Origin of the sequence: Derxia gummosa DSM 723 (genome assembly GCF_000482785.1) — a bacterium.
Taxonomy (GTDB): Bacteria; Pseudomonadota; Gammaproteobacteria; order Burkholderiales; family Burkholderiaceae_E; genus Derxia; species Derxia gummosa.
Window position 1 is genome coordinate 75,059 of the sequence record NZ_AXWS01000008.1, and the last position, 16,132, is coordinate 91,190.

Below are 16,132 nucleotides of genomic sequence, written 5' to 3' on the forward strand. Positions count from 1 at the left end.
CGCGGGCCGTGCCTGCCGCCGCCCGCCACCGTCCGCCGCCATGCGGTGAACGGCGCCCGCCGCCTGTCGTCCGCAACCGGGCCACCCCGTGAGCCCGCCGCCCGACGACGGCATCGCCGCCACCGCCGACGCGGCGGGCTTCGGCCCGAGCCTCGCCGAAGTCAACCGCAGCGTCGCGGTGCCCAGCGGCGTGCCCGTCTGGCGCCGCGCGCTGGCCTTTGCCGGGCCGGGCGCGCTCGTGTCCATCGGCTACATGGACCCGGGCAACTGGGCGACCGGCATCGCGGCGGGCGCGCGCCACGGCTATTCGCTGCTGTGGGTGGTGCTGCTGTCGAGCCTGATGGCGGTGGTGCTGCAGGTACTGGCCGCGCGGCTCGGCATCGCCACCGGGCGCGACCTTGCCCAGCTCACGCGCGAACGCGCGAGCAGTCGCTCGGCCGTCGCGCAATGGCTGCTGTGCGAACTGGCGATCTGCGCCTGCGACCTCGCAGAGGTGCTCGGCACCGCGATCGCGCTCAACCTGCTGTTCGGCCTGCCGCTCGCGGCTGGCGTGCTGCTGAGCGCGCTCGACACCTTCCTGCTGCTCTGGTTGCAGCAGCACGGCTTCCGGCGGCTGGAAGCCTTCATCGCGACGCTGGCGCTGCTGGTGTTCGGCTGCATGGGCATCAACCTGATGCTCGCGCGGCCCGAAGTCTCGGCGGTACTCGGCGGGCTGCTGCCGCAACCGCTGGCCTTCGACGCCGACCAGCTCTGGCTCGCGATCGGGATCGTCGGCGCCACCGTCATGCCGCACAACCTCTACCTGCATTCGGCCATCGTGCAGACGCGCCGCCACGGCCGCGACGACGCCGGCAAGCGCGAGGCGGCGCGCTTCGCGGCCTGGGACGCGGGCTTCGCGCTCGCTTTCGCCTTCATGGTGAACGCGGCGCTGCTGGTGCTCGCCGCCTCGGTCTTCCACGACGGCGGGCATCCCGAGGTGGATGGCATCGAGCAGGCGCACGAGCTGCTGTCGCCGCTGCTCGGCAGCGCGCTCGCGAGCGTGGTGTTCGGCCTCGCGCTGCTGCTGTCGGGCCAAAGCTCGGTCGTCACGGCGACGCTCGCCGGCCAGGTGGTGATGGAGGGCTTCGTGCGGATGCGGCTGCGGCCCTGGGCGCGGCGGCTGCTGACGCGCGGCATCGCGATCGTGCCGGCGCTGTTCGTCGCGCTCGACGGCAGCCCCGGCGCGACCGGCCGGCTGCTGGTGCTGAGCCAGGTGCTGCTGAGCCTGCAACTGCCATTTGCGATCTGGCCGCTGCTGCGCTTCACGCACGACCGGCGGCTGATGGGAGCGCTTGCAAATCCGCGCTGGCTCAGTGCGCTCACGGCGCTGATCGGCGCGCTGATCGTGACGCTCAACCTCTGGATGCTCGGGCGGATGGCGGCGGACTGGCTGGGCGGCTGAAGCCCCTGCGCGATGGCGGGATTCACGTCGCAAAACGGCTGGCCGATGTCGCGGCGGGGATGGCATGGCGCGGGCGCGCGGCCAGCATTGCCGGGGCGCCCCGTGCGCGGAGCCGCCGGCCGGCGGCTCCTCCCAGCCGCTTCGAGCCGTGCCTCCCTACGAATCCTCCGCTCCCGCCGCCGCGCCCGCGCCGGCCGCGACCTCCGCCGTCGGGCCGCTCGGCCTGCCGCCCGCGCTCGTCGCGCCGCTGCTCGCCTTCTTCCTGCTCAGCATCGCCAATGGCGTGCTCGGCACCCATGTCTCGCTTGCGATGGATGCGCTCGGCGCGGGCATGGCGCGCATCGGCCGGGTGCAGGCCGCGTACTTCGCGGGACTCATGCTTGGCGCGCCGCTCGCGGTGGCCGCCATCGACCGCTTCGGCCAGTGCCGGGCCTTCGGCGGCTATGCGGTGACGGCGGCCATCGCCGCGCTCGGTCATCTGGCGAGCGAGGCCGAGGCGACGTGGATCGCGCTCCGGCTCGCGGCGGGGGCGAGCATCGTCGGCGTGTACGCCTGCATCGAGAGCCTGCTGAACGCGGGCGCGAGCAATGAGGCACGCGGCCGGCTGGTGGCGCTGTACCTGATCTCGTCCTATGGCGGACTGACGGTCGGGCAGTTCCTGCTCGGCGCGGCGGGCCGCGTCGGACTCGACGGCTTCCTGCTCGCGGGCGCGCTGTTCTCGACGTCGCTGCTGCCGCTGCGGGCCTGGGCGCGCGTCGAGGCGGCGCAGCCCGCGCGGCGCGCTGCGCGGCGTCGGCTGGCCGGGCTGGCGGGGCCGCTGATCGTGCTGCGCGCGGCGCCGCTCGGGCTCGCGGCCTGCGCAATCGCCGGCGTGCTGCTCGGCGGCTTCTACGGCATGCAACCGGTTGCATTGCGCGGCCTGGGGCTGTCGGCCACGGCGTCGAGCAACTTCATGGGCTTCGTGATGGCGGGCGCGCTGCTGACGCAATGGCCGGCGGCGCGGCTGGCCGATAGTCTGGGCCGCCCGCGCGCGCTGGCCTGGCTGGCGCTGGCGGGGCTGCTGCTGGCGCTGCTGGCGGCGGCGCTGGCCTGGCTCGCGGCGGGAACGGCAGGTGCCGCGCCGGGCATGCCGATCGCGGACAAGCCGGGACGGCTCGCGGGCGACGCGGCGTCGCCGCTTGCCGTCTGCGTGGTCGCGCTGCTGCACGCGACCGTGATCTTCAGCTTCTACGGCCTCGCGGTCTCGCATGCCAACGACGCCCTTCCGTCAGCCACGCGCGTGGCCGCCGCCGCGATGCTGCTGTGCGCGTTCTCGGCCGGAGGCAGTGCCGGGCCGATGCTGGTGTCGGCGGCGATGGAGGCGGCCGGGCCGGCCGGCTTCTGGCTCACGGGCGCCGCCGGCTGCGGTCTGCTCGCGCTGGCGACGCTGGTCGCCGTGCGGCACGCGGGCCGTTCATGAGCGGCCGCAGACGGGTGACTTCGGCGAGCGACGACGGCTGCCGCCAGCCGGCCGCGCGCCGTAGCACTTCCTGACACCGGCGCCCTCGGCCGGCGCCGCAAGCTGCGGCGATGGACGCGATCGACTGGTGGGGCAGCGGCGAGGATCTGGATGCGCTCCAGATGTCGCTGCGCGCCCTCGCGGTGTTCGGGCTGGCGCTCGCGCTGGTGCGCATCTCGGGCCGGCGCTCCTTCGGTCAGGGCAGTGCCTTCGATACCTGCGTGGCGGTGCTGATCGGCGCGGTGCTGAGTCGCGCCATCGTCGGCGCCTCGGCGTTCTGGCCGACGATCGCGGCGGGCACGATGCTGGTGGTGCTGCACCGGCTCATCGGCGTGGCCAGCCTGCGCTCGACCTGGTTCGAAACCCTCATCAAGGGGCGGCCGATCTGGCTGGTGCGCGACGGCCGCATCGACGAGGCCTGCCTGCGTCGCGCCCTCATCACCCGCGCCGACCTGGAGGAGGCCATCCGCAAGGCCACCGGCGACACGCGCCCCGAGGCGGTGGCCAGCGCGGTACTGGAGCGCAATGGCGAGATCACCGTCGTGCCGCGCGGGCGCGGCGGCGATCGAGGGCGGCGCGGGTGAAGCGCGCGGCGCAAGGTGAAGCGCAGGGGGGCGGTGCGCCGCGCGTCACGGCGCCGGCTGGATCTGAGACCTGTCCGCGGCGATCCGGTCGGGCGCGTCGGCAGCGTTGGTGCCGGTGCCGCCGCCCGTGACAGCGGCGCCGTCGCCGACATTGCCACCACCCGGCCCGACACCGGCGTCGCCTCCGCGGCCCAGGCTGGTCATCGTCACGTCGGTCACGAGCGCGTACAGGCCGGTCACGGTGTCGCCATCGTCGCGGTGCGGCACGAACACGGCGTCGTACTCGCGCGCGAGGCCATTGCGCATCTGGCGCACGCGCACCTGCATGCGCTCGCCGGCGAGGCAGCGCTCGAGCACCGGCCGGCGCTCGCGCCAGGCGTCCTCGCCGAACACCTCGGCATAGCGGCGGCCCGTGGCTTCGGCCGGCGTCAGGCCTGTGTAGTCGCGCAGGGTGTTGTTGGCCGAGCGCAGCCGGCAGTCGCGGTCGAGGTAGAAGACCAGCACCGGCAGGTTGTCGGTGATCTCGGTCAGGCGCTGGCGCGTTTCGAGCAGATCGGAATTGGCCACGCGCAGTTCGCTCTCGCGTTCGACCACCACGCGCTCCAGCGAGGCGTAGTCGGCGCGCAGGCCGGCCTCGTGGTCACGCTGGCGCGCCAGCACGCGTTCGAGCGCGGCGGTGAGGCGCTGCGCCTCGCGGAAGCCGCCGAAGCGTCGCAGCGCGGTCTCGGCATCGCCCGGCCTGCCGTCGAGCGCGTCGGCCAGCTGGCCGAAGGGCCGCGACAGCCGCCAGGCCAGGGCCGCCGCCACCGCGCCGAACAGCAGCGCCAGCGCCACGCCGGTGGCCATGATCTGCGTGCGCAACTCCCGAAAGCCCGCGAGCGCGACCGACTCGGGCTGGCGCACCAGCACGCGCCAGCCGAGCGACTCGAAGCGCCCGCGCCCGGCCGACTGCGCCACCGCCGTGTAGCGCCGGTCCTCGCCCATGTCCTCGACGAGGAAGCCGTCGATGCCGCGCCAGCTGCCCGCGTACTGCTCGGGCGGCAGGCGCTGGCCCTCGGCGCCGGCCGGCCCGAGGATGACCACGCCCTCGCGGTCGATCACCCACACCTGCACGCCGCCGCCGGCATCGAGCGCGGCGAGCAGTTCGTCGCGCAGCTGGCGCGCCCAGCCCCAGCTCAGGTGCAGGCCGAGCACGCCGGTGGCGCGGCCGTCGGGCGTGCTCACGGGCACGGCCAGATCGACGAAGCGCCAGGGCTCGGGCTGCTGGGGCAGCAGTTTCTCGAGCATGACGGCGGGATGGACGTCGCCCGCGTACGCGCCGTCGCGCGCGCCGATGAACCAGGGCCGGCGGCTGACGTCGCGGCCTTCGAGCATGCCGCGCGTGGCCGCGACCACGTTGCCGCGCGTGTCGGCCAAGCCGAGCCAGGCGGCGGTGGGATAGCCGTCCTGGAACTGCTCCAGCACGCGGCGGATCGTGGCCGGCTCGCGGGCGGCGCGCACCGGGTCGAGCGTGGCCACGAGCCGCACGGCTTCCAGCTGCTGTTCCATGCCGCGGTCGAGCGCGTTGCGCATGTCGCGCGCGATCTGGCCGAGCAGCGCGCCGGCGCTGCGCTCGGCATGGGCGCGCGCGAAGCTCTCGACCAGCAGCGTGGTGGCGATGACGGCACCGAGCACCGTGCACAACACGGCGGCGACGAGCCAGGTGGCAAGCGGAATGCGGGCAGGCGGGCGCATGGTCGGATCGGTGAAGGCCGGGCCCGCATTGTTGCCGAGGCCGGAGCGCCGCGCATGGTCGCGTCCCCCGCTGTCCATGTGTTCGCTCGCGCCTTGGGGTGAACCCGAGAGCATCAGGCGGCCGCCGGCAGGGTGATGCGGGCGACCGTGCCGCCGCCGTCGGGCCAGACGAGGTCGAGCGCCCCGTTCATGGCCTCGACCAGGCCGCGCGCGATCACCAGCCCGAGGCCGGTGCCGGCTACCGTGCCGTGCTCGGCGCCGAGCCGGTCGAAGGGCTGGAACAGGCGCGGCCGCAGCGCCGGCGCGATGCCGGGGCCGTCGTCGGCCACCTCGATCGTGCAGGCGCCGGCGGCGCGCGTGAGGCTGAGCCTGACCGTGCCGCCGGCGCGGTTGAAGCGGATCGCGTTGCTCAGCAGGTTGATGACCACCTGCGCCACCGCGCGGTCGTTGGCGAGCACGCGCGCGCCGGCGTCGAGTTCGGGCGGCAGCAGCGTCGCGCCGTGGCGCTCGGCCTCGACGCGCGCGAGGTCGAGGCAGCGGCGCAGCACCGGCTCCAGCGGCATCGGCGCGCGTGGTTCGCTCTCCGGACGCAGGTGCAGCCGCGACAGGCCGAGCAGGTCGTCGACGATGCGGCCCAGGTGGCGCGCGGCGCTGGCGATCTGGTCGAGCCAGGGTCGGTGGCGCGGCGCCGGCGCATCGACCGGGTCCTTCCGCATCAGCTCGACGAAGCCCGACATCGCGCTCAGCGGCGTGCGCAGCTCGTGCGAGACGCGCGACAGCAGCTCGGCGCGCAGGCGGTTGCGGGTCTCGGCCTCGCGTAGCACCTGTTCCTGCGCCCGGCTGGCGCGCGCCGCCTCGACGGTGGCGGTGCAGTCGTGGGCCACGCCGCGCCAGCCGCGCAGCCGGCCGTCGGGCGTGGGCAGGGCGATGGCCGACAGCTCCACGTATCGGCCGCCGCGCAGGAAGCGCAGCTGGCGGAAGGCGCCGCCGCCGTCGAGCATCGCGCCGAGCGTCAGCCCGTCGCCGCGCGGCTCGCCGAACACGTCGAGCAGCGGCTCGGCGGCGAGGCTGTCGCCGGTGGCGAGCATCACGCCGTGGCTGCCCACGTTGCCGTAGCCGCCCCAGGTGAGTTCGAGCTTGGCGTCGCACTCGAACAGCGAGTCGCCCGAGGCGCAGGCGAAGTCAAGCAGGCGCCGTTCCGACAGTTCCAGCTCGCGCAGCCGTTGCAGCTCGTGCAGATGCAGGCTCGCGGTGCGGGCGATCTGGCGCAGCCGCTGGCGTGCCGCAGCGTCGAGCGCGCGCGGCTCGTGCGCCAGCACGCAGAGCGCGCCGACCGCATGACCGCCGAGCCGCAGCGCGATGCCGGCATAGAAGCGCGGACGCGACGGGTGGGCCGGATCGGCGGCCTGGCCGCCGGCGGCGCGCTCGACGGCGGCATGGGCAGCCCGCTCGGCGGCGTGGCCGGCGGGGTTGGCGCAGCGCGCGTCGATGGCGGTGTCGCGGATCTCGACCAGATCGGTGCTGTCGATGGTCAGCTCGCAGAAGCCCTGTTCGCGTGGCAGCGGCGCGGGCCGCCCGCCGGTGTGGGCGGCGAACCAGATCTGGTGCTGGTCGACCAGGGTGACGGCGCCGATCGGGCAGCCCGCCACGGCGGCGGCCAGCGCGGCGAGCGAATCGAGCACCGGATCGGGTTCCCGATCGTGGAGGTCGAGGGCGTGGAGCGCGCGCAGGCGCTGGACTTCGGGCGAGGTGAGGGCGGGCATCAGCATGACGCCATGGTCGCGGCGCGGGCGCGGCGGCGGGATCGGGCGGCAGCCGGTTCGCCGGCCGGGCGGCGCCTGAATCGGAACTCAGGGCTTCCCTGAGTTTCGGCTGCCGCCATGGGCGCCCGCGCGGGGCGTGGCTAGCATGCGCGGCCATATGAAGACGATCCGCCCGCCCGCGCCGCCCGCCCCATCGCTGCTCGCGCTGGCCTTCGCGGCGGCGGCCCTGGCCGGCCTGCTCGTGCTGGCGATCGCGGGCTGGACCGCCCGACACGCGGGCGAGCGCCAGCAGCTCGTCGCACACACGATGGAAGTGCGCCGCGCGATCGCGCTGCTCGAAGGCCGGCTCGCGCGCGCCGATGCCGCCGCACTGCAATGGCTGGTGTGGCCGGAGGCGGGCGAGGCGGCCGAGCCGCATGCCTCGCCGGCGCTGCTCGAGGCCGAGGTGCGCGAGCAGCTCGACGGCATCGCCCGCCTCACTGCCGACAACCCGCTCCAGCAGGGCCGCATCGCGCTGCTGCGCGATCAGGTCGACGGCTGGCTGGCCGGGCTTGATGCCCTGCGTGCCGAGGCCGAGGTGGCTGCCGACCGGCGCCTGCCCGCGAGCGACATCCGGCTGCTGGCCGGCCGCCAGCGGGTGGCCGGCGCCGCCATCGCCACGCTGCGCGAGCTGGATGCCGAGGAGGCCCGCCTGCTCGTGGTGCGCGCCGCTGCGTGGGACGAGTCCGCCGTCGTGCTGCGCGGCGCCTTCGTCGCGGCGACCCTCGTCACCGTGCTGGTGCTGGCGCTGGCCTTGCGCCTGCGGCGGCGCGAGCGCGAACGCCGTCGCGCCGAGCATGCGCGGGCGCTGAGCGAGGCCGATGCGCTGTCGCGCAGCAATCTCGAACTGTCCGAGGCGGTGTTCGCGCGCAGCGATTCGCTGCATCGCAGCCGCGAGGCGCTGGTCGAGGCCAATGCCCGGCTGCGCCGGCTGTCGCGCGAGCTGCTCCAGGTGCAGGAGAACGAGCGCGCGGCGCTCGCGCGCGAGCTGCATGACGACCTCGGCCAGCAGCTCGGCGCGCTGCGCATCGGGATCGAGCTGCTCGCGCTCGACGCACCGGGCGAGGCCGAGCGTGCCCGCCTGCGCGAGACCGCCGCCGTCGCCGCCGGCTGCATCAGCCTCATCCGCGAGCGCGCGATGGCGCTGCGCCCGCCGCTGCTCGACGAGCTGGGCCTGGCCGCCGCGCTGCGCTGGCATGCCGAGCGCCAGACGCTGCTCACCGGCGCCGCCATCGACACCGAGGTCGAGCTGCCCGGACTCGAACCCAATGACGAATGGGCGCTGCACGTCTATCGCATCGCGCAGGAGGCGATCGGCAATGCGCTGCGCCACGGCGGCGCGGGCCACATCCGGCTGCGGCTCGACGCCGGCGCCGACGCGGTGCGGCTCGACATCACCGACGACGGTCGCGGCTTCGACATCGGGACGGGCGCGGCCGGCATGGGGCTGCGCAACATGCGCGAGCGCGTCGAGCTGCTCGATGGCAACTGGCATGTGGTCAGCACGCCGGGACGGGGCACGCGCGTCGAGGCGCGCTGGCCACGCGCGGTGGTGACGGCCCGGCCCGACGCCGGCGGCGCGGGCTGAGCCGGCGGCGCGCCCGCGTCCGATGCCGGATCGGCGCGCGGAGGACGCCCGCTACTCACCCGATCGGCGGCGCCGTCCGCTCCTAGAATCGTCCGGTCCATACCGCTGCGCACCGACGATGCGAATCCTCCTTGCCGACGACCACGCGCTGATGCGCGCCGGTCTCGTGGCGCTGCTGCACCGCTACGACCCCAACTGCGAAGTGATCGAAGCCGCCGACGGCCGCGCGGCGATCGACCTCGCGCGCCGGCACACGCCCGACATCTGCCTGCTCGACGTGTCGATGCCCGGGCTCAACGGCATCGACGCGATCCCCCTGCTGCGCCGCGCCAGCCCGCACACGCGGGTGCTGATCGTGTCGATGCACACCACGGCCCAGCATGTGAGCGAGGCGCTGCGCGAGGGCGCGGTCGGCTATCTGGTCAAGGACGCGGCGGCGGTGGAACTGTTCGAGGCGCTCAAGGCGGTGGCCGCCGGCCGGCCCTATGTGAGCCCGCAGCTCGCGGCGCTGACGCTGGCCGCGCTGGCCCAGCCGACGCCGCGGAAGGTGGCGCTCACCGGGCGCCAGCGCGAAATTCTCCAGCTCATCGCCGAAGGCCATTCGACGCGCGACATCGCCGAGCGGCTGCATCTGAGCGTCAAGACCGTCGAGACCCATCGCGCCGAGCTGATGCGCCGGCTCGACATCCATGACGTGGCCGGCCTCACGCGCCATGCGCTGCGCGAGGGAATCATCTCGCTCGACTGAGCGCCGGTGGGATGCGCGGCCGGCGTTCGCGCCGCATCGGCGCAGGGCCCGCTCAGCCGAGCCGGAAGCCTTCCACCGCCGCCAGCAGCCGGCGCGACTGCGCCGACAGGCTGGCCGCCGCCGCCGCACCCTGCTCGACCAGGGCCGCGTTCTGCTGGGTGAAGCGGTCGAGGTCCTGGAGCGCACCCGACATCTGGCCGATGCCCGTGTCCTGGCTGCTGCTCGAATGCGCGATCTCGCCGGTGGTCGAGGCCACGCCGTCGATCGCCGCCACGATCTCGCGCATCGCCTGGCCGGCCTCGGCGGCGCGCGCATTGCCCTCGTCCACGCGTTCGACCGAGGTACGGATGAGCGCCGCGATCTCGCGCGCGGCCTCGGCGCTGCGCTGCGACAGCGCGCGCACCTCGCCGGCCACGACCGCGAAGCCCCGGCCCTGGTCGCCGGCGCGCGCCGCTTCCACCGCCGCGTTGAGCGCGAGCAGATTGGTCTGGAAGGCGATGCCGTCGATGACGGTCGTGATCTCTCCGATGCGCCGGCTGCTGTCGGCGATGCCGTCCATCGTGCGCGCCACCGCGTCCACCACGAGGCCGCCGTCGGCGGTGACGCGGCGTGCGTCATCGGCCAGCCGGCTGCCGGCATGCGCGTGATCGGTGTTGGTATGCACCGCGCGGGCCAGTTCCTCCATCGCGGCGCTGGTCTGCTGGAGCGCGCCCGACTGGCGCTCGGTGCGGTTCGACAGGTCGGCATTGCCGGCCGCGATCTCGCCGGCGGCCGTGGCCACCTCGCGCGCGCTGCCGTGGATGGCGGCGACGGTGGCGCGCAACCGCGCCTGCATGCGCGCGAGCGCGGCGACCAGGCTGGCGTCGTCGCCGGCGCGCACCCGCACCGGCTGGCCCAGGTCGCCGTCGGCGATGCGCAGCGCGATCGCCGTCGCCGTGGCCGGTTCGCCGCCGAGGGTGCGGGCGACGCCGCGCGCGATCCCGAGGCCGAGCACCACGCTCGCGGCCGTGCCGATCGCGATGAGGCCGAGCATCAGCATCTGGATGCGCGCGTGGGTCTCGCCCGCCGCGCGCGCGACCTCGGCGGCGGCGCCTTCCTTGAGTTTCGACAGCTCGTCGAGCAGCAGATCGACGCGGGCGTTGGCCAGGCTGCTCCGCCGGCTGGCCGCGAGCAGGGCAGGGTCGGCGCTGCCCGCCGGCAGGGTCTCGGCGAGGTTGAACAGCGCATCGGTCACGGCATGCCATTCGTCCACGGCGGTGCGCACTTCGGCCAGCTTGTGGCGGCTGGCATCGAGACGCAGCAGCCCGGCGGCATCCGCCAAGTGGAGGTCGAGGGCCTGGCGGCGCTGGTGGTATTCGGCGCGCGCCTCGCGGCGGGCATCGTCGGCGGTGGCGGCCATGTAGCGCCAGCGCGCGCGGCCGGCGGCGATGAGGGCGATGTCGGCGTCCTTGATATGGCCGAGACCGGTCACGTCGCGGGCGTAGAGCTGGTGCGCCATGTCGTCGATGCGGGACATGCCGACGATGCCGGCGAGGCCGATGGCCAGCCCGATTGCCGCGACGGCGACGAAGGCGAGCACGAGACGGGTCGAGAGGCGCAGGGGCGGCATGGCGGTGTCCTGTCGGATGGCGGAGGGCGGACGCTCGGGGTTGCTGACCGCATGCTCCGCGCCACCGCGCCGCGCCGGGATCGGGCGCGGGCGGAAAGCCGGTTCCGGGAGCGCCCGAAATGCGTTTCAGGGAATCCCTGAAACGCGTCGCGCTCAGGACTCGTCGAGTGTCGCCTCGGGCGGCAGCGGCTCGGCCAGCAGCACATGCAGCTGGCGCGCGTCGGCGCGCAGCACCTCGAAGCGGATCGGCCCCAGGCGCACGACCTCGCCGCGATGCGGCACATGGCCAAGCTCGTTCATCACCAGCCCGCCGATCGTGCCGACATCCTCGGCCTCGTAATGGGTGCCGAAGCGCTCGTTGAAGTCCTCGATGCTGGTGATGCCGCGCACGCGCCAGCGGCCGTCGCCGGCCAGCACGATGGTGTCGTCGTCGGTGTCGAAGTCGTGCTCGTCCTCGATGTCGCCGACGATCTGCTCCAGCACATCCTCGATCGTGATGAGGCCCGATACGCCGCCGTACTCGTCCACCACGATCGCCTGGTGGTTGCGGTTGGCGCGGAAGTCGCGCAGCAGCACGTTGAGCCGCTTGCTCTCCGGAATGAACACCACCGGCCGCAGGATGCTGCGCAGGTCGAAGTCGTGCGCGTTGCCGTTGGAGAAGCAGCGCAGCAGATCCTTGGCGAGCAGCACGCCGATCACGCGGTCGCGGTCGCCCTCGAACACCGGGAAGCGCGAATGCGCCTTCTCGACCACGAAGGGCACGATGCTCGACAGCGGATCGGTCACGTCGATCATGTCCATCTGGGCGCGCTGGACCATGATGTCGCGCGCCGCGAGCTCGCCCACCTGGAGCACGCCCTCCATCATCGAGAGCGCGTCGTCATCGACGAGGTGGCGATCGTGGGCGGCGTGGAGCACGTCGAGCAGCTGCTCGCGGTCCTCGGGCTCGCGCAGGAGCAGGGAAGACAGGCGCTCGAAGAAGCTGAGCTTCTTCTGGGCGGCGGGCGTTTCGGCGATCACGCGGATGCGCTGCGATCGACTTAGCGGGTCGTTCATGGACGAGCCATGCGGAGTCAAAGACCCGCCGAGCGTAACCGAATCCTTCAATCCGGCGGATTGCGAACGCGTGACGGAACGCGATGCCGCCCGACGCGCGGGATGGGGCTTGTGGGCATGATGCGGTCGTCGTCGCCTTTTCGCGGCCTTTCAATCGCTTGCGCGCCCATGACCGCCACCGTCGCCATCTACCTGTTTCCCGACGTCGAGGTGCTCGACTTCGCCGGTCCGTACGAGGTCTTCACCACCGCCAGCCGGGTCGCGCGCAAGCTCGATCCGGCGGCGGCGGAGCCGTTCAGCGTCATGACCGTCGCGCGCGAGCCCGGGCCGGTGCGCGCCCGCGCCGGTCTGCGCGTCATAGCCGACGCTACCTTCGACAGGCTGCTGCCGCCCGACGTTCTGCTGATTCCCGGCGGCGTGGTGACGGTCGAGCTGCAAAGCGTCGAGGTGATCGACTGGCTGCGCTCGGTGGCGGGCAGCGCGCGCCTCACGGCCTCGGTCTGCACCGGCGCCTTCCTGCTCGCCAGGGCAGGCCTGCTCGAAGGCCGCGCCTGCACCACGCACTGGGAGGACGCGGCCGACCTGCGCGCGATGTTCCCCGGCCTCGACGTGCGCGAAGGCCGGCGCTGGGTGGACGAGGGCGCGGTCGTGACCTCGGCCGGCATTTCCGCCGGCATCGACATGAGCCTGCATCTCGTCGCGCGCCTCGCCGGCCGCGAGCTGGCGCTCGCCACCGCGCGTCAGATGGAGGTGGACTGGCACGAGGACGGCGCCACGCCGACCATGGCCGCGACCGGCGCCGCACCCGCCTCCGGCGCGCCGGCGCCAGCCACCGCCTGACGCCGCGCCGCCATGATCGAAGCCCTCATCCGTGGCGCGCTCGGCCAGCGCCTGATCGTCGTCGTCGTGTCGGTGATCCTGCTGGCCTTCGGGCTGAATGCCGCGCGCAAGCTCTCGCTCGACGCCTTCCCTGACGTGACCAACGTGCAGGTCCAGATCGCCACCGAGGCGCCGGGCCGCTCGCCCGAGGAGGTCGAGCGCTTTGCCACCGTGCCGATCGAGATCGCGATGACCGGCCTGCCGGCGCTTGTGGAACTGCGCTCGCTCAACAAGCCGGGGCTGTCGCTGATCACGCTCGTGTTCAGCGACGCGACCGACGTGTACTTCGCGCGCCAGCTCGTGATGGAGCGGCTGATCGAGGTGGCCGATCGCTTGCCGCCTGGCATCCGGCCAGTGCTCGGGCCGGTGTCCACCGGCCTCGGCGAGGTCTATCAGTACACGCTCGACCGGCCGGATGACGGCAATCGCGCGCTGACGGAAGAGGAACTGACCGAGCGCCGCACGGTGCAGGACTGGGTGGTACGACCGCTGCTGCGCTCGATTCCCGGCGTGGCCGAGATCAACTCGCAAGGCGGCTACGAGAAGCAGTACCAGGTGCTCGTCGCGCCGGACAAGCTGCGCTACTACGGGCTGACGATCCAGCAGGTGTTCCAGGCGCTCGCCAACAACAACGCCAACGCCGGCGGCGGCGTGCTGCGCCAGTTCGCCGAGCAGTACCTCGTGCGTGGCGTCGGTCTCGTCAGGAACGTGGACGACATCCGCAGCATCGTGCTGAAGGAATCGGGCGGCACGCCGGTCTATATCGGCGACGTGGCCGAGGTGAAGATCGGCACGGCGGTGCGCGTCGGCTCGGTGGTGAAGAACGGCGTGACCGAATCCGTCGGCGGCATCGTGATGATGATGCGGGCCGGCAATGCCAAGGAGGTGGTGGCGCGCATCAAGGCGCGCGTGGCCGAGATCAACGACAGCGGCATGCTGCCTGGCGGCCTGCGCATCGAGCCCTACTACGACCGCTCCGAGCTGGTGGATTCGGCGGTGCTGACCGTCGTGCGCGTGCTCATGGAAGGCGTGGTGCTGGTGGTGATCGTGCTGCTGCTGTTCCTGGGCGACGTGCGCTCGTCGCTCATCGTCGTGGCGACGCTGGTGCTGACGCCGCTGCTCACCTTCATGGCGATGAACTACATGGGCCTGTCGGCCAACCTCATGTCGCTGGGCGGGCTGGCGATCGCCATCGGGCTGATGGTGGACGGCTCGGTCGTGGTGGTGGAGAACGCCTTCGCGCACCTGGCGCGCGCGGACGAAGGGCAGTCACGCATCCGCATCATCTTCAACGCGGTGAAGGAGGTGGCGACGCCCGTGATCTTCGGCGTGGGCGTGATCATTCTCGTGTTCCTGCCGCTCATGACGCTGGAAGGCATGGAAGGAAAGATGTTCGCGCCGCTCGCGTTCACGATCGCCATCGCGCTGTTCTTCTCGCTCGTGCTGTCGCTCACGCTGTCGCCGGTGCTGTCGAGCTTCCTGCTGAAGGTGAAGCCGCTGAGTGGCGCGCATGCGGGCGCGGCCGCCAGCGGTACGGCGGCGGGCGGTCATGGCGGTCATGGCGGTCATGGCGGTCATGGCGGCGCGGCCGACACGGCGCAGGCCGACGAGGCCCACGACACCTGGCTCGTGCGCCGGCTCAAGCGGCCGTATGTGGCGCTGCTCGGCTGGGCGGTGGACAACGCGAAGAAGACGGTGCTCATCGCCATCGCGCTGCTGCTCGGCACGGCCATGCTGCTGCCGTTTCTGGGCACCGCCTTCATCCCCGAGATGAAGGAAGGCTCGGTCGTGCCCGGCATCAACCGCGTGCCCAACATCAGTCTGGAAGAGTCCATCGCGATGGAGATGCAGGCGATGAAGCTCGTGATGGAAGTGCCCGGCGTGAAGAGCGCCGTGTCGGGCGTGGGCCGGGGCGAGTCGCCGGCCGACCCGCAGGCGCAGAACGAGAGCACGCCCATCGTCTCGCTCAAGCCGCGCGAGCAATGGCCCGAGGGCTGGACCCAGGACACGATCACCGACGAGATGCGCAGGAAGCTCGCGGTGCTGCCCGGCGTGCAGATCGTGATGGCCCAGCCGATCTCCGATCGGGTGGACGAGATGGTGACCGGCGTGCGCGCCGACATCGCCGTCAAGGTGTTCGGCGACGACCTTCAGATGCTCAAGACCAAGGCCGACGAGATCGCCAAGGTGGCGCAGACGATCCGCGGCGCACAGGATCTGCGCGTCGAGCGCATCGTCGGCCAGCAGTACCTGCAGATCGAGGTCGATCGCCAGGCCATCGCGCGCCAGGGTCTGAACGTGGCCGACGTGCACGACGTGATCGAGATGGCGATCGGCGGCAAGACCGCGACCGAGATCTACGAGGGCGAGCGGCGCTTCTCGGCCGTGGTGCGCCTGCCCGAGGCCTACCGCGACGACATCGAGGCGGTGCGCCATCTGATCGTGAGCGCGCCCAACGGGGCGCAGGTGCCGCTCGCGAGCATCGCGCGCATCGAGGTGCTCGACGGCCCGGCGCAGATCAGCCGCGAGCTGGCCAAGCGCCGCGTGGTGGTCGGCATCAACGTGGCCGACCGCGATCTCGGCGGCTTCGTGGCCGAGCTTCAGCAGGCGGTGCAGCAGAAGGTGAAGCTGCCCGAGGGCTATTACCTGGAGTGGGGCGGGCAGTTCCAGAACATGGAGCGGGCGCTCGGCCATCTGGGCGTGATCATCCCGATCACCGTGGCGGCGATCTTCTTCCTGCTGTTCCTGCTGTTCCGCTCGGTGCGGATGGCCTCGCTGATCATCCTCGTGCTGCCCTTCGCGTCGATGGGCGGGGTGATCGGGCTGTTCGTCACGGGCGAGTACCTGTCGGTGCCGGCGTCGGTGGGCTTCATTGCGCTGTGGGGGATCGCGGTGCTGAACGGGGTTGTGCTCGTCAGCTACATCCGGGGTCTGCGCGAGCAGGGCGAGAGCGTGGCCGACGCGGTGATCGTGGGCGCGCGCATGCGCTTCCGCCCGGTGATGATGACCGCGACCGTCGCGATGCTCGGGCTCATTCCCTTCCTGTTCGCGACCGGGCCGGGGTCGGAAGTGCAGCGTCCGCTCGCGATCGTGGTGATCGGCGGATTGATCACCTCGACGCTGCTCACGCTGGTGATGCTGCCCACGATCTACAGGTGGTTCGACAACACGCCCGAGGCCGATTGACGCAGGA

Annotated in this window: 11 protein-coding genes; 7 read left to right on the forward strand and 4 right to left on the reverse strand. The window is 72.8% G+C overall.

The features are described from left to right. The first annotated feature begins 88 nt into the window (after positions 1 to 88). From H566_RS0106620 to H566_RS0106630, 3 genes are all read left to right on the forward strand, one after another. Entirely contained in the window at positions 89 to 1,441 is a 1,353-nt protein-coding gene (locus H566_RS0106620) for an Nramp family divalent metal transporter (RefSeq protein WP_211238052.1), read from the forward strand. Positions 1,442 to 1,589: 148 nt separating this feature from the next. Then, entirely contained in the window at positions 1,590 to 2,900 is a 1,311-nt protein-coding gene (locus H566_RS23405) for an MFS transporter (protein ID WP_051378253.1), read from the forward strand. Between the two features lie 110 nt (positions 2,901 to 3,010). Continuing rightward, the gene (locus tag H566_RS0106630; RefSeq protein WP_028310825.1) at positions 3,011 to 3,523 is read left to right on the forward strand and encodes a DUF421 domain-containing protein; all 513 of its coding nucleotides are present in this window, start codon (positions 3,011 to 3,013) and stop codon (positions 3,521 to 3,523) included. Positions 3,524 to 3,568: 45 nt separating this feature from the next. Here H566_RS0106630 and H566_RS27290 read toward each other — a convergent pair whose 3' ends face one another. Together H566_RS27290 and H566_RS27295 are read right to left on the reverse strand one after the other, a co-directional pair. Next, positions 3,569 to 5,335: a PAS domain-containing protein gene (locus H566_RS27290; RefSeq protein WP_051378255.1), complete on the reverse strand. Its 1,767-nt coding sequence runs from the start codon at positions 5,333 to 5,335 to the stop codon at positions 3,569 to 3,571. 35 nt (positions 5,336 to 5,370) lie between these two features. Beyond that, positions 5,371 to 7,026: a sensor histidine kinase gene (locus H566_RS27295; RefSeq protein WP_028310826.1), complete on the reverse strand. Its 1,656-nt coding sequence runs from the start codon at positions 7,024 to 7,026 to the stop codon at positions 5,371 to 5,373. Positions 7,027 to 7,177: 151 nt separating this feature from the next. Here H566_RS27295 and H566_RS27300 point away from each other — a divergent pair, with 151 nt between their 5' ends. Beyond that, complete coding sequence (locus H566_RS27300; protein ID WP_028310827.1) at positions 7,178 to 8,647, forward strand: ATP-binding protein; 1,470 nt, start codon at positions 7,178 to 7,180, stop codon at positions 8,645 to 8,647. A gap of 118 nt (positions 8,648 to 8,765) precedes the next feature. Next, positions 8,766 to 9,395, forward strand: a complete 630-nt coding sequence (locus H566_RS0106650; RefSeq protein ID WP_028310828.1) for a response regulator — start codon at positions 8,766 to 8,768, stop codon at positions 9,393 to 9,395. Between the two features lie 52 nt (positions 9,396 to 9,447). Here H566_RS0106650 and H566_RS23425 read toward each other — a convergent pair whose 3' ends face one another. Then, positions 9,448 to 11,004 (reverse strand): methyl-accepting chemotaxis protein, encoded by a 1,557-nt coding sequence (locus H566_RS23425; RefSeq protein WP_034410947.1) that lies wholly within the window; start codon positions 11,002 to 11,004, stop codon positions 9,448 to 9,450. 153 nt (positions 11,005 to 11,157) lie between these two features. Next, positions 11,158 to 12,060 (reverse strand): CorC family transporter, encoded by a 903-nt coding sequence (locus H566_RS0106660; RefSeq protein ID WP_028310829.1) that lies wholly within the window; start codon positions 12,058 to 12,060, stop codon positions 11,158 to 11,160. Positions 12,061 to 12,228: 168 nt separating this feature from the next. On the opposite strand from H566_RS0106660, the gene H566_RS23430 reads away from it, so the two are divergent. After that, a complete protein-coding gene (locus H566_RS23430; protein ID WP_051378258.1) occupies positions 12,229 to 12,900 on the forward strand; it encodes a DJ-1/PfpI family protein in 672 nt (223 codons plus the stop codon). Between the two features lie 12 nt (positions 12,901 to 12,912). Beyond that, entirely contained in the window at positions 12,913 to 16,125 is a 3,213-nt protein-coding gene (locus H566_RS0106670; RefSeq protein ID WP_028310830.1) for an efflux RND transporter permease subunit, read from the forward strand. The last annotated feature ends 7 nt before the right edge of the window (positions 16,126 to 16,132 follow it).